The organism is Legionella sp. km535, assembly GCF_003990085.1.
In the GTDB taxonomy this organism is placed as follows: Bacteria; Pseudomonadota; Gammaproteobacteria; order Legionellales; family Legionellaceae; genus Legionella; species Legionella moravica.
In genome coordinates this window covers 16,720-41,453 of sequence record NZ_RZGU01000004.1, presented here as the reverse complement: position 1 = coordinate 41,453, position 24,734 = coordinate 16,720, and the positions used below count along the sequence as shown (strand labels likewise).

Below are 24,734 nucleotides of genomic sequence, written 5' to 3'. Positions count from 1 at the left end.
ATTAATGAGTTTGTTATTTAGAACCTCCAGAGGATTATCCAGGCCATGCTGAATACGTTGATTAAGAAAATGTTTGGAAGCCGAAATGAACGTACATTACGGCGTATGGAAAAGGCAGTATTGGCCGTCAATTCATTTGAACAGCAAATGAAGGCATTAACTGACGCAGAATTAGCTGCCAAGACACAACAATTTAAGGCTCGCTATAATGAAGGGGAAAGCCTGGACGAATTACTTGCTGAAGCTTTTGCTACAGTCAGAGAAGTGTCTGTTCGAACTTTGGGTCTTCGTCATTTCGATGTACAGCTTATTGGTGGAATGGTTCTGCATGAAGGAAATATTGCAGAAATGCGAACAGGGGAAGGTAAAACCCTGGTTGCAACCTTGCCAGCCTATCTAAATGCCATTAGCGGCCGTGGTGTACATGTCGTTACAGTTAACGATTACCTTGCCAAGCGTGACAGTCAATGGATGAAGCCCATATTTGAATTTTTAGGTTTGACCGTAGGCGTTATTTATCCAGACATGTCGCACGCCAATAAACAGGACGCATATAAAGCCGATATCGTTTATGGCACGAACAATGAGTTTGGTTTTGATTATTTGCGCGATAACATGGCGTTTAGTCTGACAGACAAAGTTCAGCGGGAATTAAATTTTGCTATCGTCGACGAAGTCGATTCGATTCTGATTGATGAGGCGCGAACTCCTCTAATTATATCCGGAGCAGCAGAAGACAGCTCTGAACTGTATATCAAAATTAATAAACTGATTCCTCAATTAAAGAAACAGGAAGAAGAGGGCGATCAGGGTGATTATACAATTGACGAAAAGCAAAAACAGGCTCATTTGACTGATGCGGGTCACCTGCATATAGAAGAGTTGCTTACCAAGGCTAATCTGCTGGATCCCGGTGAAAGTCTCTATCATGCAAGTAATATTATGTTAATGCATCACGTCAATGCTGCTTTAAAGGCACATGCGATGTTTCATCGTGATATTGACTATATTGTCAAAGACAATCAAGTCGTCATTGTCGATGAGCATACTGGCCGTACCATGCCTGGAAGACGTTGGTCTGAAGGCTTGCATCAGGCTGTCGAGGCAAAAGAAGGTGTGGCAATCCAGAATGAAAATCAGACTCTGGCTTCGATTACATTCCAGAATTTCTTCCGTATGTACAATAAATTGTCGGGTATGACGGGTACAGCCGATACCGAGGCTTATGAATTCCAACAAATTTACAACCTTGAAGTAGTGGTGATACCAACCAACAAGCCCATGATGCGTAAAGATGAGGCAGATTTGGTTTATTTGAATCAATCGGATAAATACCAGGCAATTATTGAAGACATTAAGGAATGCAGTACTCGTAATCAACCTGTTCTGGTGGGAACTGCATCGATTGAAGCATCTGAATATTTAAGTCAGCTTCTGAAGAAAGCCAATATCAAACATCAGGTACTCAATGCCAAATTCCATGAAAAAGAAGCGCAAATTATCGCTGAAGCAGGCCGTCCTGGTGCAGTTACCATTGCAACCAATATGGCTGGTCGTGGAACGGATATCGTTTTGGGTGGTAGCTTGTCCGCTGATTTGGCTCAATTGCCTGATACGGCAACTGATGAAGATAAAAAAGCACTTAAAACGGAATGGCAAAATCGTCATGATGAAGTTTTGGCATCTGGCGGCTTAAGAATTATTGGTTCGGAGCGTCATGAATCTCGTCGTATCGACAATCAATTAAGAGGTCGTGCTGGTCGTCAAGGTGATGCCGGAAGCAGTCGATTTTATTTGTCGCTTGAAGACAATCTAATGCGTATTTTTGCATCGGAACGAGTAGCATCAATGATGCGTCGATTAGGAATGAAGCCAGGTGAGCCTATTGAGCATAGTTTGGTAACTAAAGCGATTGAAAATGCGCAACGGAAACTTGAAGGGCATCATTTCGATGTCAGAAAGCAGCTTTTGGATTATGATAATGTCGCAAACGATCAGCGACAAGTGATTTATACCCAACGCGCTTCAATTATGGAGATGGCCGACACGGAAGAAGTTGTTGCAATGATGAGAGATGAAGTCATCAATAGTCTTGTTGATACTTATATCCCTCCTCAAAGCCTGGAAGATCAGTGGGATCCAAAAGCATTATCTGATGTTTTGTTGGATGAGTTCAAAATCAAAGCCCCGGTTCACGAATGGATCGATGCAGATCACAGTATTCAGCCTGAGCAAATCAAAGATAAAATTCTTGCTTTGGCAATAGAACACTATGATGAAAAAGTACGAAAAACTGGCCGGCCTGTTATCTCTCAGTTTGAGAAATCAGTCATTTTGCAAACCCTGGATAACCATTGGCGTGAGCATCTGGCTGCAATGGATCAATTGCGTCAGGGCATCCATCTGCGTGGATATGCTCAAAAAGATCCGAAACAGGAATATAAAAAGGAAGCGTTCAGTCTCTTCACTATGATGCTGGATAACTTAAAATATGACGTCATCAAGCTACTCTTATCTGTCGAAATTCAAACTGAAGAAGATGCCAATGCAGTAGAAGAGCAACGTCGTGCAGAACAAATTCGTAAAATGAATTTGCAGCATGAGAATCCTAATGGCAAAGAGGAGCACCTTGAACAAACATTCAGACGCCAAGAAAAGAAAACGGGTCGAAACGATCCTTGCCCTTGTGGTTCAGGAAAAAAATATAAATCCTGTCATGGTAGTTTAGTGTGAAGGTAGCAGTTGCGATAATCACAGATGAACAGCAGCGCATTTTAATCACCCAACGTCCTTTCCATGTTCCGCATGGAGGATGTTGGGAGTTTCCTGGCGGTAAGCTGGAGCAGGATGAGTCTCCTGAGGCAGCTTTAGTTCGTGAAGTACGTGAAGAGATTGGTCTCACTGTGTTAAATTCACATTATCTTGGCGAGATTAATTATCAATATTCAGATAAAACGGTTCAGTTAATTGTTTTTCATGTGACTCATTTTATTGGTAAACCTCGCTGTAAAGAGGGGCAATTGGCTATGAAATGGATTCATAAAGACAATCTTAATCCTGAAGAGTTTCCTCAAGCTAATTTGGCCATTATCAATCTGATTCAAAGTTCAGAAACAGTTGCATGATTTCCTATAGTGGTATTTGATTCATTTATATAAAATCAAGCAGTAGGGGGGAATGATCGGATACTTCATCATCCATCACCCTGAATTGATTGATCTTGATTTCAGGTGAAGTCAGAATGTAGTCCGCAAACTTCTCTTCTTTAGTATAAAACCGAGTTCTGGTTGAGCGGATGTTGTTTGTTTTGACTAAATTAATCATTCCTTCTTCAAGAATATGCATACTTTCTGTATCAGGTCTTAAATTGAAGTCACCACACAATATTTTAGGGGTGTTTAGGGTATCCATAAATTGGCGAATACGATGAGATTGATTTAAACGCTCAGGTGTATCTTTTTTTCCTTTACCATTCCATAGTCCATGAACATTGAGTATTGAATAGGGCTTATAGTTAATTTCACATTCAATCCATTGTAAATTTCTATCATGATTGTGTCCAATTCCTGGATAATGTTGTTTCTGATGTATATTAATTTCTCCTTCACTAATAATATCGATGTTATTTTTGATTAATATTGCAATCCCATATACATTTTCAACGGCGGGTTTAAAAATCGCGTAATGATTGGGAAGTAATCGTTGCAAATCGGAAAAAATATTAAAACTGATTTCGCGTTCTTTGTCTGCAAGTGTTCGGTGTGCGTTGTAATAAACTTCCTGAAGGCAGAAAATGTCTATATCCCTGTTGTTATGAATAAATTTCAACAGAGGATTTCTCAGATGACCACCCCAAATGTTTAAAGTAATTAATTTCATTTATAAACCGATCTCTTATCGAAATTGAAGTGGTTATAATTGGCAGAATGCTATTTCCATATCTACTGATTGGTCCCTAATTTCTTGAGCAGTAGTTAATTCGTAGAGTCTGATCGTTAAACTATTATGTCCTAGTTGCAGTTTTGGCGTGATTCCCATGGATTTATCCATTTTTAATAAAATCAGGTGATTAGCCGATTTAGGCGATATATTGTGCTGATAAAAGCCATTAAACGCGGTTATTGGATTGTATTGGGCTGCCTCTCTCAGTAAGGATAAATAAATTCTAACGGTATCTTCCAGATCTTTTAATGAAGTGACCCATTGGCTAATGTTCTTCTGTCTGAGTTGCGCATCAGATTCAAACCAAAGGACCAGTTGAGGCGAATTAAACTCACATTCTTTGGTGTTGGGATGATGAATTTGCCGTAATGTTTTAAGGAATTCATCATCATGTATGGAGTTGTTAAAACGGCCCGGGACATGATTTAAAATATGTATCTGAGTTGCTAAATCATCAAAAAGCACCATATTATCGAATACGTTAATTTTTTTTAATACATGCTCAATTCGAATCAGTTCTTTGATAAAACGGCTTTTTAATTCAGGTTTTTCAACAAGATTAATGATTTCAATAATATTTTTTAAAGCAAATCGATGTATTACTTCATGTGATTCACTACACGCTTGATTAATCGTTTTAAATAAATACTCTAGCCGTAGTGCTACTCGTGGTAAGAAATGAGTTGCAAGTTGAAAAGTAATTGTGTTGTTATACATATAATAAAGCCATCCTTAGCATAATCTGACCTTCTGCATTGAGTACTTTGATCAATTTGATAGACTATTTATTTAAAATTACCTGAGAATTTAGGTGTAACAGGTTAGTCTTTGATTTTTAAATACATTTAAGTAACTAAAGTACGAAAGGTTGATTTGTGCGTTTAGACTATCATAAAAGATATTGAAAATAAAAGAGTTCTTGGTACTGGCAATGAAAAATGAATATTAAATATCAAGCAAGGTCGCTGATCGCATTCTTATCAAAGCCGATTCTAAATGCTCTACCACGACTGTCCCATTAAAAATATGACGTCTTTCCGAGCCTAGCGAGGAATCTCCTGCAAGGTTGCACGATCCCATTAAAATGCGGCCATTAAAATCATATCAAGAGTTGAGTCTCCCCAGCCAGCCTTTTTCTGCAGGCGCCTAATGCTCATATCCTTAAATTTATTTTTGGTATTTTGTAACCTGTTCAAAATAATATGCCGAACCATCGCCCTATTTTCAGGAGCATGATCTTTGCGTACGCGAGAATCCTCTTCACGTAATGTAACGTCCAATGATAATTAATGCATTAATTCAGATTGTGCCAATTTGCAGGAGATTCCTCGCTAGGCTCGGAAAGACGTCATATTTTTAATGGGACAGCCGTGAATGCTCTAGAACTGTCAATGGCTCATTTTGCATAGTCATTGTATAATGAGTTATTTTCCTACACAATTTGGATCCCCGTCCCTATATCAGCATTAGTTAATTTATACTTAACGTTCCTTTTGTTTGAAGACCTTCAAATTGCTTGGCAATTTTCTTTTCTGCCCATAAGCCAAATTTTCCGGCAGCTAGTCCAACTCCAATAGTTAATAGTGAAGAAGGAGCCAGGTTTTGTGCGATATTCACACTATGCGCTACCGTATTGCCGAATAGCCGAGCAGACGATTTTGACAGTCCAACCCTCTCTCCAACTGATTGTCCTACCATCCCTACAACCAAAAAAAGCCATGATCCTGTTAAAGCAATAAAAATAAGAAAGGTTGCTTGGGTAGCATAATTGGCTTGGTGTTCTGAAATATGACATATCAGTTTTAGCGCATCACCTACCGCTTCTGGAATAGCTGCTGCTAAAGCACTGTAAGTGGCTGCGGTAGTAAGGGTTGATACTAAATTTGGACTTGAATCTGAAACACTATCAATGTCACATAGTTCTTGAGAAAAATGAGTAGAACATACTAAACTTGGCTCACCGTTTGATAGTGAGCTACAGGAATACTCTAAGTCTCTAGGAAAAGTTTGACTTGTAGAAAAAAATGATGAAGATTGAAAGTTGACCTGTGTTTGAACGCATATCAAAGCGTCACTCACTTTTGAACAACTAGCAAATGTAATGTTTCTTTCCTCAATGCACGCCGTGTTCATTCTAAACTGGTGCTGCAACTCTGCCAGTTGTTTCATATGTAATTGCGCTAGCTTGCCTAGTTCGGTAGTTATTTGAGGTGGTATTGCTTTAGCTGGGAAGCATGGTTCACAGTTACTGATTAAGTTTGTATTACTTAACGATGCGGTTATGCGTGTGGAAATTTTTGAGATTATAGCTTCATGCTCGTCAATTCTATTTCTACCTTCTTGCAACCACGATAGATCGTTATGATGAGCACTATAAAGTTTAATTAAGTCTATATAACTTGAATGAAGAGGTACTCTATTGCCTGTCAGAAAATGTTTATCTAATCCATAATGCTCAAATGAATGGGGTACCTTTTCTTTTCTGTAATAGTCCCCTGGATAATGGGGATATTCATTAAGAGCAACATATGTGGCTCCAGGCCCGCTGGTATAGATAACACTATCTTTTAACAACACCATTCGATACGTTTTGATTATTTTATTTAATGAAGAATCTGAACCTAGTGAGAGGATTTTATAAAATAAACTTTTCCAGGGAGAGTATTCATGAAAACTGGCACTATTGTTGGTAATACGAATGATTTCCGCGCGTGTTTGCCCAATCGATTTACCTTCTGCAAGGCTAGGAAGCTCAGAATGAAAAGGTAAAGAGCCAGACAAGAAGTAAGTTAAAATAGAAGTATCTGGATGATAAGGCAAAGAACTATATAGTTCCTGTAAATAACTAAAAGGATCTTCTCCCATTCTATAAAGTCGGCATCCATTATGTATGGTCTCTTGAATTTTCTGAATTTGGGGTAATGCATGGCTACTATTAACAACAGCTAAAATGTCATTGTTGATCGCAGGGGAGTCTGTATCAAAAATTTTAAGACTGCCTAAATTAAATAACAATGGCTTACTTACTTTAATACTCTTAGGTAGGCTATTAACATCAATGAATACATCCATATCTGAATAGATACCCAATTTATATATTGGACTTAGCCAACGTAAAATATCACTTGCTGCAGCTGGATTTCCTCCTTGTTCAATTGATTGGATAGCTTCATTGTAGTCATCTATTAAATTCAGCTCCTCAGTAGCAACACATTGCGGAACAATATCAGCTAAAACATCAAATAACATAATATTAAGATCTTTACATAAATTCTGAATAAACCAATCTTCTGAAGTAGACAATAATCGACGGTCATAGATTAAATAAAGTTCACAGTCTGGGTTTATAGTTCGCAAGTTTCTCAAACGAAGTTCATTTTGTAACTTTAGCGGCCCAATCCAGATTTTTACATGTTTATTGGTAATAAAGTCATACATACATTTACTCTTTTAATGGTCTGTGTACACCAGGTTGGTTCTGTCACAAATTGGAGTTTACACCTGATACATGGTTCTGTCGGTATTTTAGGGGCTGTTGATAAGTGCTTCTTTAACCTACGCTCTGCGCTTTATGCGCAGAATCTCGTGAATATCCTGACTGCATTAGCGATCAAAGGGAGGTTTGTTTCAGTGATTTTAAATATTTTGAGTGTAGGCGGAGTACGGCTTCTTTTAATTCTGAAAATCCAGAATCATTAACAATCACATCATCTGCGATTTTTAACCGTTCACTGATTATGGGTTGAGTCGATAAAACAGCCATCGCTTGTTCCTTTGTACAGTGATCACGCTCCATCACACGGAATAACTGAACTTCCAGCGGAGCTGTGACTAATAAAATTTTGTTAAGATAAGGATAGTGATTCTTATCGAGCAAGAGAGGAATTTCGACTACACTATAGGGCGAGGCACAGTTCTTTATTTTTTGTTCCAATTGCTGCCTGATAAGTGGATGCAGCAGGTTTTCCAGCCACAGTCGCTCTTGAGGTTGAGTAAAAATGAGCTCCCTTAATTGCCTTCTATCCAATTCATTGTTTGCCAAAAGGGTTTGGGAGCCAAAGTGATTGACTATCTCATAATAGGCGGCAGTGTTTTTAGCGGTCAATTCTCTGGATACTTGATCTGCACTGAAAACTTCAATTCCCAAGTCAGAAAAAATCTGTGCAACAGTTGTTTTACCGCTGGCTATATTACCTGTTAATCCAATACTGTAGATCATGGAAGGTTAAATCCTTCATTAAAATTTTTGCAGGTTACCATATTAATGTAACAGGTATCCGGTACGCTGCTGTTTTCTCTACAATAAGCTTTTGCAGCAAGCGCAGCATCATCTCGTTGAGGGTAAAAATTACTATTCCATGGAACAGCAGTTTGATCCATGGCGGTACAGCGCCAGAGAGGTTTGGTACTCATGCCCATATAAAATCCTTCACAATTGGATTTGGACGCCTTGCAACTGGTGGGAAATTCACTTTCTTTTTTGCACATGGAAAAGGCGATGTTCAGGGCAACCTTCTGATAACTGTTTCTCGCTGTCCATTGTTTATTTGCTTTGTCTTGGGTAATGCATTGCCAATAAGTTGAATTTTCATTTTCAGAAGCAGAAAATCCAGAGCAAGGAAAGCAGAGCAAAACAAGCAAACAACACTTAGCATAGTTCATCTTTTTTCTCCCTGTAAAAGAGTTACTAATCGGTCAATTGGCAATGCTTTTGAAAAATACCAACCCTGTAGAAATCGCACGCCATTGTTTGATAAATAATCAACTTGTTCTTGTGTTTCAACGCCTTCTGCGATGATAATTAAATTTAAACCTTTTGCCATTTGTATTATGGCATCATTTAACGATTCTGTAATTGCTTTGGTACCTATAGCCTGTATAAAGAGTTTATCGATTTTTAAATAGTCAAATGGAAAATGTTGCAGGTAACTGATGCTCGCATGTCCTGTACCGTAGTCATCAACGGCCAGTGAGTAGCCCATATCTCTTAATTTGTTCATTGATCCTATGAACACACTGTTATTTTTATCCAATAGTTCTCGCTCAGTCAGCTCAAATATAATTTGCTTTGGAGATATGGAAAATTGCTGAGCTAATTGATTGCACTGGGTAAAAAATAAAGGATCTGTAAAATGCAGTGCTGAAAGATTATAAGCAATATGAAATTCGTTATCTTTTTGCAGTATGGATTGAGTTTCTTTCAATGAAACTTCAATAATCTGAAGTGTTAAAGGCACTATAAGCCCTGTAGTTTCTGCCTCTGGAATAAAAAAATCGGGCATAATGAGTTGATCCTCACTATCTCGCCATCTAACAAGGACTTCTACACCACTAAAGGAACCTTTCTCACAGTTAAATAATGGCTGATATTCGGGATAAAACTCATTATTTTTTATGGCAAGTTTAATTGCTCCCTCCAGGGAGTAGCGTTTGGTAATGATTTTTTTTAAAGCATGGTAAATTAATGTGGAGCAGATCAGAATAATCAGTAATACCAAAAGCTCATAATAGATGAGATTACTGATTAATGTTTGTCGATTCTCTGTAATGGCAACCACCATTCCATCGATACTATGTACTTTTTCCGAGACGTACAATTGGTTGGCCATTTCTTCTGTTTGTACTTCGATTTTTTGACTTAATTTCCAGAGAGTGCTGCCATCAGTACGTTCAACTTTAATAACATCCTCTTTATCAAAATTATTATGTAAAGCGACTGAATTGATACTGATGTCTGATACCTTAAGTGTATTTTGCAAAATAGACGATAGGACAAGGATCCCTATACGATAGTTGCCCATTTTTTGTTGGATCAGATACATGGGCTGGTCGAAAAGGGGTAATTGATAAGGTCCTGTCAAAGAACGAGCGTTAGGTGCTGATGAAATCACTGTGTCATTATTGGGCAAGGAAGAACAGATTAATTGTTGGTTTTTATCACTTATCGAGATCCCTGCGATATTCATATTGTTTAATGTAATGTGCTCTAAATATGGATACAACTCGGATTGGCAATCAGAAAAGCTGCTACCGTATACTGGCAAGGTATATACTTCCTGAAATAAATCTTCAATAAATCCATCAACACGATTACTTATTTTTGTCGCAATAGTGGAAACTTGTTCGTAAGTCCTGTTAATACTTAAATTCCAGTTGAAGTATAGGGACAAGGCAAGAACAATAACTGTAAGGATAATCCAGAAATATTTAAATTGTCGAATTATAAGCTGGGATATATCTTTTAATACATTACTCATAGTGTTGCGCTTTGAAATAGGCTTCCTCTATAGAGTGTAGTGTTATTTCCGCTAATTTCTCAATAGTTTCGGGTTCAGTATTTAAAGGTGGCATCCAATATACTGTATTTCCTATGGGTCTAATCAGTGCGCCATAGTGTAACGCATGTTGATAGACTTGATTCCCGATACGGCAATCACCTGCATCGATGAGATCAGCAGCAACCACAGCTCCTAGTCCTCGGACATTAGTTAACTTACCTGATTGTTCAGCAATATGGTGCATTTTTTGGAACATCATTTGCCCCAGTGACCTGGATTTATTGAGGATTTGCTCATGATGAAAGGTTTTGATTGTCGCCAAAGCAGCGCTAACTGCCAAAGGATTGCCGCTGTAGGTGTGTGAGTGCAGGAAGGACTTACCTGAGCTGTAATCAGCGTAAAACAAATCAAATATGGCATTGTCTATCATGACACAGCTTAATGGCAGCGAACCAGATGTTAATCCCTTGGATAAGCAAATGAGATCGGGTTCTATACCTGCGTGATGACAGGCCAGCCATTCACCTGTACGTCCCATTCCAGTCATAATTTCATCTGCGATTAGATAAATGCCTTTAGACTTTGTCCAACTGGACAGTTTTTTTAAAAATTCAGGGCTGTAACACAACATGCCACCAGCTCCCTGGATAACAGGTTCGAGAATCACTGCGCAAACCTTATCACTGAGGGGGTCGAGTTGATTCATAACTGCTGACCAATGTTCATCGCAATCATTCCACAAAGGATCTGTTGGGTCAGAAACATAAGGTATTTGTTCTATAAAATGGCATGTTACGCCAAAATGTTCATAAGGAGCTTTATACAGCCCCAAATCACTGACACTCATAGTGCCCAGCGTTTCGCCATGATATCCATTTTTGAGCGCAACAAATTCATTTTTATTTTTAAATCCTCTGATTTGCGTTCCATGAATTGCCAGTTTCATGGCAATTTCTACAGCACTGGCTCCATCGCTGGCAAAAAAAACATGTTGTTTACCTGTTATTTCCGTCAATAATTCTGCAAGTTCTACAATGGATGGATGAGTGGTATTGGCACCTATTACATGTTCAAAATAATTCATTTGCTGCTTTATCGCGCTCAGTACCGCAGGATGACCATGCCCCAGGGATTTACACCACCAGCTTGATATAGCATCAATTATTGGACCTTGATTGGTGTAGAGATAGCTTCCTTGAGCCCGTTCAATAATCAAAGGCGGAGAAGTTTCAAAATCCTTCATTTGGGTGCAAGGGTGCCAGATGTGTTTTAAATCTCTGGAGATGAGTTTGTTTACGTTGACCATTCTTTAAAATTTTGGTTGACAAGTGTTGGCGTGACTTTATCATGTTCAACATTATGAATAAAAGGGGGTAGTTGTGACTGAGCCTAAGAAAAACTGGACCGTATCTGAGATTGCAGCAATTTATCAACAATCGTTCAATAATTTGTTGTATCAGGCGCATACAGTGCACCGAGCACACCATGATTCAAATTCCTTACAATTTGCAACGTTGCTCAGTATTAAGACCGGAGCATGTCCAGAAGATTGTGGGTATTGTTCTCAAAGCGGACATGTTAAAACTCATGTTGAGAAAGAAAAGTTAATGTCGGTAACTGAAGTATTAAAAAGTGCCCAGGAAGCGAAAGACGGTGGTGCGAAGCGATTTTGTATGGGTGCTGCATGGCGTTGTCCGCCTGATAAAGTAATGCCTGAATTAAAAGAAATGATTGAGGGCGTTAAAGCGCTAGGATTGGAAACCTGTATGACATTAGGGATGCTGAACCAGGAACAAGCGAAGTCATTAAAAGAAGCAGGGCTTGATTATTACAATCATAATATCGATACATCACCTTCATATTATGAGCAGGTTGTGACTACCCGTAAATTTAGCGATCGCCTGGATACCCTCAGCAATGTTCGGGCTGCAGGAATCAATGTATGCTGTGGTGGTATTCTTGGTCTGGGCGAAACTCGAGAAGATAGAATAGAGTTTTTATTGACTTTGGCTAATATGGAAACGCCGCCTGAGAGTGTTCCTATTAATCGCCTGATTCCTGTTGAAGGAACGCGTCTTGCCAAGGCGGAGCCGGTTGAAGGCATCGAACTGGTTCGAACTATTGCTACTGCACGAATTTTAATGCCGGCAAGCGTTATCCGTTTAACGGCTGGAAGAACTGAAATGAGTGATGAATTACAAGCTTTGTGCTACTTTGCAGGTGCGAATTCTGTATTCATCGGCGATAAATTATTAACAGAAGAAAATCCTCAGAGAGCTAAGGACAAAGCGTTGTTTAATAAACTGGGCTTAACCGAGATGGTCTAATGACTCTAAATCAAAAAATTAGAGATTATACCGAGAGCTTGAGTCAAAAAGGGTTATTGAGAACACGTCGTGTATCTGATGCGCAACAAACTGCTCTAATGCCTTTTGATAGTAATGATTATTTATCATTAAGTACTGATCGTCGTATTACTAAAGCGTATCAAGAGGGTTATGCCATGTATCCATCAGGTAGTGGCGGATCAATGCTTTTAAGCGGTTATCATGCAAATCATCAAGCGGCAGAGCGGGCTTTTGCCGAATTATTGGCCGTTGATGAATGTATTTTATTTTCTTCGGGTTATGCGGCAAATCTGGCTGTAGCCTCTTTAATGGGTAAAATTAATGCTCGCTGCCTTATTGATAAAGGGGTTCATGCTTCTATTTATGATGGATTGGGATTAGCTCAAGTTGAGTTCACACGATACATTCATAATGACATGGATGACTTATCTCACAAACTGATGAGAACAGTTGAGGAGAATGTCGTCATTACAGAAGGTATCTTCAGTATGAGCGGACAGATTGCCCCCCTTTCCACGATATCGGAATTATGTGAAGAAAAAAGATCGGTACTTTTGGTTGACGAAGCGCATTCTTTTGGTATTTTAGGTGAACAAGGCAGGGGAGCTGTTAGTTATTATGGCTTAACGCAGAATGAAGTACCCTTACGAGTTCTTCCATTGGGAAAATCTGCTGCATCTCAAGGCGCTGTAGTCGCCGGAACAACAGTTTGGATTAATGCACTTTTACAAGCAGCTCGTTCGCTCATTTATTCCACGGCTCCAAGTCCTGCTTTAAGCTATGGCATACTCAAAACTCTGGATGTCATTATACTTGCAGATGATAGACGAAGACGCTTAGTTCAGCTGATTGATTATTTTAAACAGAAAATAAACACATCACCATTACAATGGAGCGTTTCCAACACTCCCATTCAGCAACTTCAATTAGGATGTCCTCATTTAGCATTGCATTATGATAAGGAACTTAGAAAGGCTGGGTTGAGTTGCTCTCCTATTCGCTCACCAACGGTCAGTACCAAACAAACAGGTTTACGAATTATTTTGAATTTCAATCACCAGGAAGAGCATATTAACACGCTGTTCAATACTTTAGATAAAATTTATGAATCTGCACATTACTAATTATGGAACGGGAATACCTTTGGTTTTTTTCCATGGCTGGGGGTTTGATAGTCAAGTCTGGCGTTCATTGATTCCTCACTTTGAAGCAGCATACCAAATAATACTGGTAGATTTACCGGGATTTGGTTTGAGCCCCATGCAGGATTGGAATTCTTTTAAAGCGAATTTATTATCCAGACTACCTTCACAGTTTATACTTTCAGGGTGGTCTCTTGGGGGATTATTCGCTACTCGCCTGGCAATAGAGGAGCCTGAGCGAATCATTAAACTAGTAAACATTACCAGTTCACCACGATTTCTGTCTGAACCAGAGTGGCCCGGTGTTTCCAAAGATGTATTTGCTCACTTTTATCAAAATCTTTCTCAGGATACTATTAAAACACTACAAGAATTTGTGAGCCTTCAACTCAATAAACAAAAGATTCACTTCGAGACGGGAGCGCTTCCTTCCCAATGCGGTTTGGAGTCTGGCCTCAAAATTTTAGAGGAGTGGGATCTTAGGGATGGTTTAAATTCCTTAAACCTACCTGTTTGTTTTATGTTTGGTCGTTTGGATCCGATCACCCCGGTTAAGACCATGCATTACATGCAGACCATTTATCCTGATTTCAAATACATTTTGTTTCACAAAGCAGCTCATATGCCTTTTTTATCCCACACCGATGAATTTATTGAAAAGTTTTCAGGATTTATATTATGAATCGATACTTTATTACCGGCACTGATACTGATTGTGGAAAAACCTACGTCACCAGAAAATTAGTTGATTTTTTTATTCAATCAGTAGCCATAAAACCAGTGGCCAGCGGTTGCTCAGTAAATAAGAACCAATTGATCAGTTCTGATGCGGAACAGCTGATACACAACAGCCCCTTATCCATGGAGCAGACCAACCCCTGGCGTTTTCCACTACCTGTTTCTCCCCATTTGGCAGCAGATGACGTCGGAGCTCATCTTAATATCCATGAGTTGGCTGATTATTGTCTGAATTTGGAAGTACAGGGAGCGAAGACTTTATTTATTGAAGGGGCTGGAGGGTTAATGGTTCCTTTAACTGACCAGGAAACATGGGTTGACTTCCTTAAGTTCACTGAGATTCCTGTAGTTTTAGTAGTAGGTATGCAATTAGGATGTATCAATCATGCCTTACTTACAGGCCTTGCCCTACAGGCGCACCAGATTGAATGTGCAGGATGGATTGCCAATTGCCTTGATCCGGATATGTTGCTTCTTGAGGAAAATATTCAAACTATAAAAAACTTGCTGAAATTTCCTTTATTAGCAACTTTGCCTTATGCCGGTGATCTTATCGATATTAATTTATCCAGCATAAAATCTTAGGTGGCAATTTTTTTTAATCATCTTGTTTTTTGTTGGTCTTTAAATTCTGGTGATTCCTGATTAATCTTTAACATTTATCTCACTCTGTACATGATAAAACAACTTTCCTGCCCGTGCAGGCGGGCAGGAAAGTTTTTGTCATGTAGGGTCTATCGCACTCGGCTGTCCCATTAAAAATATGACGTCTTTCCGAGAGTAGCGAGGAATCTCCTGCAGGGTTGCACGATCCCATTAAAATGCGGCCATTAAAATCATATCAAGAGTTGAGTCTCCCCAGCCAGCCTTTTTCTGCAGGCGCCTAATGCTCATATCCTTAAATTTCTTTTTGGTATTTTGTAACCTGTTCAAAAAATAATAGTTCCATTAAAGGATACAATTTCTTTCTATCAATTCATGGAGCTTCGAGCGTGTCGAAATGATAGAAAAATCCAGGGACATCTTCTGATGACATCATTAAATTCCTTGTAAAAACATAGAGGTTAAAAGGTAATGATAATTAATGCATTTATTCAGATTGTGCCAATTCGCAGGAGATTCCTCGCTACGCTCGGAAAGACCTCGCATTTTTAATGTGACAGCCGTGGTCTATCTCATTTTAAAGGTTGTCCATCCATCATTACTTGGTTATAATGCAATGTTAAATCTGAGATATTTGAAGTTAACGGAGCTATATTCGATGCCAATTTATGAATACCAATGCACAAGTTGTCATCATCATTTTGACTTGATGCAAAAATTTACAGATAAGCCAGTAACACAGTGCCCCAAATGTTTTGAACAGTCAGTAATCAAATTGATTTCTGCAGCCGGTTTTCAACTCAAAGGTACTGGTTGGTATGCCACTGATTTTAAAGACAAAGGCTCTACATCCAAAACATCTTCAGAATCAAAGAAGAGCGCAGCTCCCTCAACTGACACAACCAGTAAGGATACACCTGCCAAAACTTCTGATTCAGCCAAATCAACCAAGGGTGATTCTGAGTGAGGTCTGTATCGTTAAGACGCTATCTGCTGGCAGGACTGGTAGTTTGGTTGCCTATATTAGTCACCATAGGCGTTCTTCGTTTTATTATTGATTTACTTGATAATACAATGGCGTTAATTCCCAAGGCTTATCAGCCTGAGCAGTTATTAGGAATACATATCCCGGGTGTGGGCGTCATTATTTCTTTGTTGCTACTTATAGCAACAGGAATTTTTGCAACCAATTTTTTTGGCCAAAGACTAATGAGCTGGGGTGAGTCAATCCTTGCAAAAATTCCATTGGTACGATCTATTTATAATGCCGTCAAGCAAGTAATCAATACGGTATTATCTACAAATAGCGAAGCGTTCCGCAAAGTGCTACTCATTGAATACCCGCGAAAAGGGATCTGGAGCGTTGGTTTTCAAACAGGATCAGGGAATTCTGAAATCAATGAGAAAGCCAATGAAGAAATGGTCTCTATATTTATCCCTACAACGCCAAATCCCACCTCAGGTTTTTTAATGATGGTACCGAAGAAGGACGCAATAGAGTTAAATATGAGCGTGGATGAGGCTTTAAAATTTATAATATCTCTCGGCGTGATGCAGTCCAACGCAGTTGGCAGCATTGGCAAAAACACAATAAAAATATAAAGGTGGTTTTATGCGTACACACTACTGTTCATCTGTGAATGAATCCTGTTTAAACCAAGAAGTCACTGTATGTGGGTGGGTACATCATAGACGTGATCATGGTGGTGTTGTTTTTCTGGATGTTCGTGATCGTTCCGGCTTGCTCCAGGTGGTTTATGAACCGGAGAATCAGGATACATTTGCTGTTGCTGAAAAATTACGATCTGAATTTGTTGTTCGTATTACTGGAATCGTTCGTAATCGACCAGAAGGGATGATAAATGATAAAATGGCTACTGGCCGGGTTGAGGTAGTCGGTACTCGACTGGAAATCCTGAATCAGTCACCAACTCCCCCATTTTTGCCCGATGATCACCAAATTGTTAACGAAGATTTACGATATAAATATCGCTATATCGATTTACGCCGTACTTCAATGCAGAATAAGCTCATGTTACGGCATAAATTAACCAGTTGCATACGTAACTATCTGAATCAGCAGGATTTTCTTGACATAGAAACACCCATGCTCACTAAAGCGACTCCAGAGGGTGCTCGAGATTATCTGGTGCCATCACGTGTTCATCCTGGACAGTTTTATGCATTGCCTCAATCGCCCCAATTATTCAAACAATTATTGATGATGTCAGGCTTTGATAAATATTATCAAATCGTTCGTTGCTTTCGGGATGAAGATTTACGTGCTGATCGACAACCTGAATTTACCCAGCTTGATATTGAGATGGCCTTTATCGATGAAGAAGATATTTTGAAACTGATTGAAGGGCTCTTAAAAGTTGTCTTTAAGAATACTCTGAATATCGAAATACCAGAAAAACTACCCAGAATGTCATACGCTGAGGCCATGAGACGGTTTGGTAGTGATAAACCTGATCTGCGAAATCCCCTCGAATTGGTTGATGTTGCTGACTTGGTTAAAGATTGTGATTTTAATGTATTTTCATCTGCTGCAAATTCCAGTGATGGACGTGTTGTTGCCTTAAAACTTCCTAATGGATGTGATCTCAGCCGTAAGGATCTGGATGGTTATGGACAATTTGTAGGAATATATGGAGCCAAAGGTCTTGCTTACATTAAAGTAAACAATCTGGATGATGGTATGGCTGGGCTTCAATCACCCATCTTAAAGTTCCTTTCCGACGACGCAGTGGTTTCAATTCTTAAACGAGTTGAAGCTCATACCGGTGATGTCATTTTCTTTGGTGCTGATAAAACGCACATTGTTAATGAATCAATGGGCGCTTTGCGAGTGAAAATCGGTCATGATCGTAATCTGTTAAGCAATGACTGGAAACTCTTGTGGGTGGTCGATTGGCCTATGTTTGAGATGGACCATCAGAACAATCGTTTACAATCCATGCATCATCCCTTTACATCTCCACAGGATTTATCACCTGAAGCACTACGAGCCAATCCAACCAACACTCTAGCCAAGGCTTATGATATCGTAATTAATGGCTATGAAATTGGTGGCGGATCTATTCGTATCCATCAGCCTCAATTGCAACAGACTGTTTTTGATCTGCTCGGTATTGATGAGCATGAGGCGCGTGAGAAATTTGGCTTCTTGCTGGATGCGTTACAGTATGGAGCACCGCCGCATGGTGGAATTGCCTTGGGAATCGACCGATTAGCCATGTTGCTAACTGACTCTTCATCCATAAGAGATGTCATTGCTTTTCCAAAAACACAAACAGCATCCTGTCTTTTAACCAGTGCTCCATCTCCGACTGGTAATGCACAATTGAATGAATTGGGAATACGACTTGCACCCACTAATACGACAAAATAAAATGGGCACATACACCTCCAACTCGAAGAGATGGTGGTGTATGTCGTTTATGTTTTTCATACTGCTCCTTGGTCTGAGTGGGCAGTTACATACCGCATCGCCCTCTAATCCCGTTACCCTGCCTGATGAACAAATAAACGCGACTCTTGTTGAGTATTTAGCTCAGGAAAAAACCCATTTAACCATATCCATCAACGATGCAAAGCAGCAAACAGTACCGTTAGATGAACAGCAGTACAATGCTAAAATGCAGCAAACAAGCGCTTTGCTGACCATGAACCGTGCTAAAATTCAGACCTTTGAAGGTTTTCTTGAAAACCAGAACAAGCAACTAACATACTTGAATCAACGTCTAAAATATTTACAGCAGCTGCCCATTGCAAATGGGGATGTCAGTGTTCAAGAGCGGGTGGGTAAAGTAGAAACTTTATTGACTGTCAATAAGAAGACTATAGAGTTGATTAATGAAAATCTTGATTTGGCACAACAGTTTCAAGTGGTTTTAAATGATGAAATAAAGAAATTAAAACTTTGGAAATCAAATTTTGAACTGGAGCAAAAATTAGTTCAAATTAAGTCCTTAAGAGCAGAACTGAATAAAGAACTTGGCTTGTTATATCAAAATAATGTGTTTAAACAGGGTAGTTCACACCCAGGCAGCAATGCAGATGAACAGATTGATCTTGAAGCTCGTTTTTTTATTAATAATCAGCATATCGCTGTAATTCATCAATATCTGGATGGATTAACGGTTCAAAAGCAAGTAATTAAAGCAAAAATTCTCTTGTTAAATAATTCAGATACAAAAACCTTGCAGCTTGTCACTGATACTTATCGAGAATCCATTAATCAATACACAACCATAGAAAAGGCTTTACAGCAGATTGTACAAACGCTTAACGCCGAGACTAACCTGTCAATAAAACCTGAACTGAAGAAATCAATTAGCTCTTTGCAGCTCAGTATAAAAGAACAACTTAAAGATGCAGAAACTCAAAAAATTCAATTGATTAAAAGTCTGGATGAGTATCAAAATGAACTTAAAAAACAGACTTCAGTACGGCAACCCCTTGCAGAATACAACATGAATAGTTGGTCAATAATTTTGCACAAACTCATTGATATGCCCAATTTATTTTATAAATACATTAAAACCTTAACTATGAAGGTATATGATAGTTACAGTTGGTTGGACACTCTGCCGATTGTCATTTTATGGACAACACTGGGTTTGATAATTGCCATTTTTTATCTCCTAAACCGATTTTTGAAAACACTGAGCAGTGATAAAGAACGATCCCGTTTAACAGGATATCTGTACGACGGTGCTTTGACTTTGGTACAAAGAAACATCCCGTATCTTTGTATCTTTGCCATGGTATGGGTTGTACTTTATATCACCAACATTTCATTCTCCAATTACCAATTATTATTCAATCTCATTACTGTATGGTTTACCTTTCGACTGCTTATTTTAATTGCACGATTGGTTTTATTAGAACGAATTACTGATTCTTCAGGCAAAGATGTAAAATTGTATTATCGACTCAAATGGTTATTACTGTTTGGAGGATGGACTACTGCACTGATGGTATTCAGCCATATACTTCCATTGAATTTATTACTTCAAGATATATTTAACCGTTTATTCATGCTGTTTATCCTTGCTGTTTCTTTGGTTGCCTGGAAAAGTAAGGATGTTATACCTTATTTGTTAAGGCCTGTATTAAAAGGTAAAAAAAGATATGTGAAAAATGCTATTTCACTATTAGTCATTCTGGTTCCAATCACTTTATTTACAACGGCTATAATCGGTTTATTAGGCTTTGTTAATTTGGCATGGACTATGAGCCGTTATCAAGCGTACATTCTTACCGTGCTTGTTGGATATATTCTTGCCAGAGGTTTAGTATTTGATGCTTTGGAACTGCTCTCTGAATGGATGATCTCCTCACTTAAAAATGGCTGGTTATGGATTGAGGTGTTTCTAAAGCCCCTGGATGGCATACTACGCATTGTTTTATTCTTGCTGAGCGTTCTTATTTTATTCCAATTGTTTGGATGGCATTCAGATTCTTTGGTGATTATTAGCATTGAAAAATTGGCTCAATACAGTATTGTCAATTTTACTGGAATACATATTACCGTTTTTAGTGTTATCGAATTTTTTATTCTATTGGCTATATTTGTATGGGCGGCAAAGTGGACGCGGGAGTTTTGCTATCGCTGGCTTTTTAAAAACGCCAAAGACGTAGGGATAAGAAATAGCTTATCTGTTTTTACTCAATACGCGGTCATTTTGTTGGGTAGTTTTATCACCTTGCATGTTCTGGGTCTTGATTTCAGTGGCATGTCCATGATTTTAGGGGGCTTGGCAGTTGGGATGGGGTTTGGATTACGAGATTTCGCCTCAAACATTGTGGGTGGCATTATGTTGCTTATTGAGCGCCCTGTCAGGGAAGGTGATTTGATTACCATCGGTGAGTACGAAGGCCAGGTTGCACACATAGGCATCCGCTCAATGCGGGTATCATCCTGGGATAACACGCAAGTGTTGATACCTAACGCGGAAACATTCAATAAGCCCTTTACAAACTTGACACATCAGGATGGCATTGTAAGAACAGTCATCCCAATTAAAGTGAGCAGAGCAGATGATCCGGTGATGATTCAACAGTTGATTCTAGACGTTCTGGCTATTATTCCTGAGATAGTGGGTGATCCTCCCGCTCAGGTGTTCTTGAAAAAAATTGATACAGCATTAATCGAATTTGAAGCACGATATTTTATCAATGTTCAGGCTCATAATCGCGTTGAAATACGCTCCAAAGTTTTGTTTGCTATTACCGCGCAATTTAAAGCAGCGGGGATAAAACCGCCTATTGAACCTATAACTGTAGAATTTAAAGAAGGACATGCAGATTTTTACTCCAAAAATCAATCCCCCAACGACTGAGAACGAATTACTCACACGAAGCAACCGTCTGCAAGGATTAAGTTTTGCTCAGTTAAGTATGGAAGTAAAAATAGCGATCCCTTCAAATCCCGTTCATAGAAAAGGATGGGTTGGCATGGCCTTGGAACATGTCCTGGGTACGGATGCCAAGAATAAATCAGAGCCTGATTTCCAAGAATTGGGAATTGAACTCAAAACACTGCCGATTGCAAAATCCGGAAGGCCGGCAGAATCAACCTTTGTTACGTCCATTCCACTGTTGACGATTCATCATCAGAACTGGAGGACTTCACAATGTTATGCCAAGTTAAAGCGGGTGTTATGGATACCGATTGAGGGTGACAAAGATGCTCCTTTTGAACACAGACGTATAGGGAATGGATTTTTATGGTCTCCAAGTGAACAAGAAGAAGACGTGCTGTCATCAGATTGGGATTATTTAACCTGGCAAATCAGTTCTGGACATCTGGAGCACCTCAACGCAACCGTCGGTAATTATTTGCAAGTTAGGCCTAAAGCAGCACACGGTAAGTCATTATGTTATTGTTATGATGCGAATGGCAATAAAGTAAAGACTTTACCTCGAGGGTTTTATTTACGAAGCAGTTTTACCGCTCAAATTTTACTTAATAATAGCCGTTAAGAATTACTTAATATTCGTTTGATATACTGACCAGCACTGCCCATATATTAAACCGAATGTTAAATAATTAGTATGATTAAACTACTCTTAAGTAAAGATGACTCTCTATGTTATAAACTGATTGTTAATGATAAGTTTGTAAAATACATTAAAAATTCCGATCTACCCGCCTTTACTTCAGATCTGAACATATGGCTTTGTGACCATCAGTTAAGTGCACTGGATTTGTCCGCTGATCAATATCATGAATTTCAATTTGATAAAGAAACACTTGAACAGGAGTTTTATGAGTTACTCTTGGCCAGCAGTTACAAAAAAACAGTCAAGCTGCCTTTGGAATTACAAACTTCGCCTGTAGAACCGAATCTTCCTGTATCTTTTTCCTACAGAAGTTTGGAGGACTTTCAACGCTACTGGGAATCTGCCAATGGATTAAAGTTTGCACTTTATGAACTATTATCCAGGGACATTATTGAAAATCCTTATATAGATGAGCCTAATGACTTTTTACAACATCACGCACTTATAGCATATCATCCGAATCATGGTACGACTCATGCCATCAGGCAAATGCTCCTGACTTCAAATTATCTTACCTGTATTCGATTATATGGAAATAAAGAAAGCAGTTATATTGCCCAATCGTTAACTGCCGAAGAGGTCGCGTGCCTCGAGCTAGCGGCATTTTTATTCCGGTCGGGTAGAACCAATGAACGAGGTTGGCAGAGTGACCTTACTTATGGCCCGCGTTCTGCTGCTGTGTTCAGGCAAATTGCACTGGATTTAGAGTTTAACTCAGCATTAGTTGATGTTCTGGCACTGTGTTTTGATTATCATGCGGAACATTCTGTACTCCCTCAGCTCACTAATCAAAGTATTCAAGAAACTAAAGAAAAGGTACATTTATTCACTAAATTATTAAAGTTAAGTCATGAAAGTGATTTGGTTCGTTGTTTTGAGAACTATGAGGAGATAAAAAAACCGATTGAAGAGGAGCTAAAAAAATTACTTGCCCTACATTTCAATATTAGTAGCATTTCGGATCAATTTCTTTCCTATGCAGTAACTCTTTGCAACCGGACAGGAGCCCCAGTTACCGGGGCACAATTTACTGAATTAAGAAATAATGGAAACCGAAAACTAGCTGTAGAATCAGCTAATTTTCCCAAAACAGTGCTTTATCGTCTTATTGGAGTAAGGCCGGAATGCAATCCTGGATTTAAATCTCCAACACAATTATGGATTGAGCATGAGCATCATACTCAACCGGATATAAATTCAGGTGGATTTTTACTTAAAGCGCATAATAAACATGGCCAGGATACTGCGTACGTTGAGGGCTGGAATCGAAAAAGTATTGATCTAATCCCGACGGAACAGTGTATAGATGTAGAACGGCAATACCTGGACACACATGTCAGTGTTTATCACTCTACAACTAAAGCCAGCTATGCATTGGATTTGTTCTGTCGTAAATTGGCAGAGCTTAATGATGGATCAAAATCTATAGCCTGGATACGTGGTATTAAATCAAAGCCTATAGGCAAAGTATGTGAAAGCTTTGAGCGCATGAAACAAATAATGTCTCAAGATCAGGCACTTGATAATAGCGAATATAATTTATGGCATATATTATCGTGTAATCCCAGCTTGTGGCAAAATGCCGATTATGCTTCTGATGAATCCACAGTAGATTATTTTTATAATAATTCATCAGTTACTCGACTTGATTTCAAATGTTTAATCAATAATATTCTGGATCAAATGGGGTTATTATTTGGATACGAATTAGAACGAAATGAGCTCTACGCGAAATTCCAAAAACTGGTTACAGATGAACGCTTTGGAAAGCAGGGCGTTCTTTATCAATATTTAATTCCTCATCATTTGGTTGATGAAATCGCGTACATTTCAAAACAAAACGGGATAGTAGACCCGGAGAATCCCAGCGCTCTCGAGACTTTGGTACAGTTAAAAACACCAGGTAGAGGAGTGCGAAATCAGCATACATTACAGGTACGTTTGTTTGTTCCTAAATTATTAACTCCTGAAATAGCTGAACAATTAGTCTATAAAAATTACCTCAATTTAGCGGCTCATCTCCGCGAAGAATTTGAAAAAACAGTGGATGATTTGTCTGTTATGGCCGTTAAAGGACCAACTAAGGGCATTGTTGAAAAAAAGGTGGCAGATGAAATTCGGCATAGTTCAAAATTCTTTATTCCATTCGTCAAAGTAGATCGAGACCTGAGCAAGTTTGTGGAAAAAAAGGAGGCTGTTTCTAAATTCGATGAGGACGAGTGCTTTTTATTTTCTGAGAAGGGTAGTGAGTTGTTTTTGAAGCTCTCCACTAACTAATGTGCTTAGTTGCATATATCTGTAGACGTACACGGCTGTCCCATTAAAAATATGACGTCTTTCCGAGCGTAGCGAGGAATCTCCTGCAAATTGGCACAATCTGAATTCATGTATTAATTATCATTACCTTTTAAACTCTTTGTTTTTTCCAAGGAATTTGCTGATTATGTTCTCGCATTAAAAGCTAATCACAGCATACTACATCATGATATTCGCTTGTTTTTAGAGACTGAAGTGGCAAAAACGAATAACTCTAAAATCACCGATTTTTATGAGAAAATCGATAAAGGACATGGCAGAATTGAGCACCGCTTCTGTAGAAAAAGGCTGGT

The 24,734-nt window shown here is 38.9% G+C and carries 19 protein-coding genes; 12 read left to right on the top strand and 7 right to left on the bottom strand.

The window, feature by feature from the left end; genetic code table 11:
• The first annotated feature begins 45 nt into the window (after positions 1-45).
• Positions 46-2,733, top strand: coding sequence for a preprotein translocase subunit SecA (secA, locus tag ELY21_RS03400; protein ID WP_127106901.1), 2,688 nt, complete (start codon positions 46-48; stop codon positions 2,731-2,733).
• Complete coding sequence (mutT, locus tag ELY21_RS03395; protein WP_127106899.1) at positions 2,730-3,125, top strand: 8-oxo-dGTP diphosphatase MutT; 396 nt, start codon at positions 2,730-2,732, stop codon at positions 3,123-3,125. Before secA ends, mutT begins: the two co-directional genes overlap by 4 nt.
• A gap of 25 nt (positions 3,126-3,150) precedes the next feature.
• Here the strand turns inward: mutT and ELY21_RS03390 are convergent, their stop codons facing one another.
• The 7 genes from ELY21_RS03390 to bioA form a co-directional block, all read right to left on the bottom strand.
• A complete protein-coding gene (locus tag ELY21_RS03390; RefSeq protein WP_127106897.1) occupies positions 3,151-3,879 on the bottom strand; it encodes an endonuclease/exonuclease/phosphatase family protein in 729 nt (242 codons plus the stop codon).
• A gap of 33 nt (positions 3,880-3,912) precedes the next feature.
• Positions 3,913-4,659, bottom strand: a complete 747-nt coding sequence (gene zapD / locus ELY21_RS03385; protein WP_127106895.1) for a cell division protein ZapD — start codon at positions 4,657-4,659, stop codon at positions 3,913-3,915.
• Positions 4,660-5,412: 753 nt separating this feature from the next.
• Entirely contained in the window at positions 5,413-7,380 is a 1,968-nt protein-coding gene (locus ELY21_RS03375; RefSeq protein WP_127106891.1) for a glycosyltransferase family 88 protein, read from the bottom strand.
• A 172-nt stretch (positions 7,381-7,552) separates the two neighbouring features.
• Complete coding sequence (gene coaE, locus ELY21_RS03370) at positions 7,553-8,161, bottom strand: dephospho-CoA kinase (protein ID WP_127106889.1); 609 nt, start codon at positions 8,159-8,161, stop codon at positions 7,553-7,555.
• The gene (locus tag ELY21_RS03365; RefSeq protein WP_127106887.1) at positions 8,158-8,604 is read right to left on the bottom strand and encodes a hypothetical protein; all 447 of its coding nucleotides are present in this window, start codon (positions 8,602-8,604) and stop codon (positions 8,158-8,160) included. Before ELY21_RS03365 ends, coaE begins: the two co-directional genes overlap by 4 nt.
• On the bottom strand, positions 8,601-10,199 hold the full coding sequence (locus tag ELY21_RS03360; protein WP_127106885.1) for an EAL domain-containing protein: 1,599 nt from the start codon (positions 10,197-10,199) through the stop codon (positions 8,601-8,603). Before ELY21_RS03360 ends, ELY21_RS03365 begins: the two co-directional genes overlap by 4 nt.
• Positions 10,192-11,526, bottom strand: a complete 1,335-nt coding sequence (gene bioA / locus ELY21_RS03355; RefSeq protein ID WP_127106883.1) for an adenosylmethionine--8-amino-7-oxononanoate transaminase — start codon at positions 11,524-11,526, stop codon at positions 10,192-10,194. The genes ELY21_RS03360 and bioA overlap by 8 nt, the downstream gene beginning before the upstream one ends.
• 73 nt (positions 11,527-11,599) lie before the next feature.
• Here bioA and bioB point away from each other — a divergent pair, with 73 nt between their 5' ends.
• The 10 genes from bioB (at position 11,600) to ELY21_RS03305 (ending at position 24,402) form a co-directional block, all read left to right on the top strand.
• Positions 11,600-12,547 carry a biotin synthase BioB gene (gene bioB, locus ELY21_RS03350; RefSeq protein WP_127106881.1) on the top strand — a complete coding sequence of 316 codons (948 nt, stop codon included), beginning with the start codon at positions 11,600-11,602 and terminating at the stop codon, positions 12,545-12,547.
• Positions 12,547-13,692 carry an aminotransferase class I/II-fold pyridoxal phosphate-dependent enzyme gene (locus ELY21_RS03345; RefSeq protein WP_127106879.1) on the top strand — a complete coding sequence of 382 codons (1,146 nt, stop codon included), beginning with the start codon at positions 12,547-12,549 and terminating at the stop codon, positions 13,690-13,692. Before bioB ends, ELY21_RS03345 begins: the two co-directional genes overlap by 1 nt.
• Positions 13,673-14,392, top strand: a complete 720-nt coding sequence (locus ELY21_RS03340) for an alpha/beta fold hydrolase (RefSeq protein ID WP_127106877.1) — start codon at positions 13,673-13,675, stop codon at positions 14,390-14,392. Before ELY21_RS03345 ends, ELY21_RS03340 begins: the two co-directional genes overlap by 20 nt.
• Entirely contained in the window at positions 14,389-15,033 is a 645-nt protein-coding gene (gene bioD, locus ELY21_RS03335; RefSeq protein WP_127106875.1) for a dethiobiotin synthase, read from the top strand. Before ELY21_RS03340 ends, bioD begins: the two co-directional genes overlap by 4 nt.
• Before the next feature lie 676 nt (positions 15,034-15,709).
• Positions 15,710-16,018 carry an FmdB family zinc ribbon protein gene (locus ELY21_RS03330; RefSeq protein ID WP_127106873.1) on the top strand — a complete coding sequence of 103 codons (309 nt, stop codon included), beginning with the start codon at positions 15,710-15,712 and terminating at the stop codon, positions 16,016-16,018.
• Positions 16,015-16,653 (top strand): DUF502 domain-containing protein, encoded by a 639-nt coding sequence (locus ELY21_RS03325; protein WP_127106871.1) that lies wholly within the window; start codon positions 16,015-16,017, stop codon positions 16,651-16,653. Before ELY21_RS03330 ends, ELY21_RS03325 begins: the two co-directional genes overlap by 4 nt.
• 10 nt (positions 16,654-16,663) lie before the next feature.
• Entirely contained in the window at positions 16,664-18,445 is a 1,782-nt protein-coding gene (gene aspS, locus ELY21_RS03320) for an aspartate--tRNA ligase (protein WP_127106869.1), read from the top strand.
• Entirely contained in the window at positions 18,420-21,401 is a 2,982-nt protein-coding gene (locus ELY21_RS03315; protein WP_233588651.1) for a mechanosensitive ion channel domain-containing protein, read from the top strand. The genes aspS and ELY21_RS03315 overlap by 26 nt, the downstream gene beginning before the upstream one ends.
• Complete coding sequence (gene mutH, locus ELY21_RS03310; protein ID WP_127106865.1) at positions 21,361-22,044, top strand: DNA mismatch repair endonuclease MutH; 684 nt, start codon at positions 21,361-21,363, stop codon at positions 22,042-22,044. The genes ELY21_RS03315 and mutH overlap by 41 nt, the downstream gene beginning before the upstream one ends.
• 72 nt (positions 22,045-22,116) lie before the next feature.
• Positions 22,117-24,402, top strand: coding sequence for a SidE phosphodiesterase domain-containing protein (locus ELY21_RS03305; RefSeq protein ID WP_127106863.1), 2,286 nt, complete (start codon positions 22,117-22,119; stop codon positions 24,400-24,402).
• The last annotated feature ends 332 nt before the right edge of the window (positions 24,403-24,734 follow it).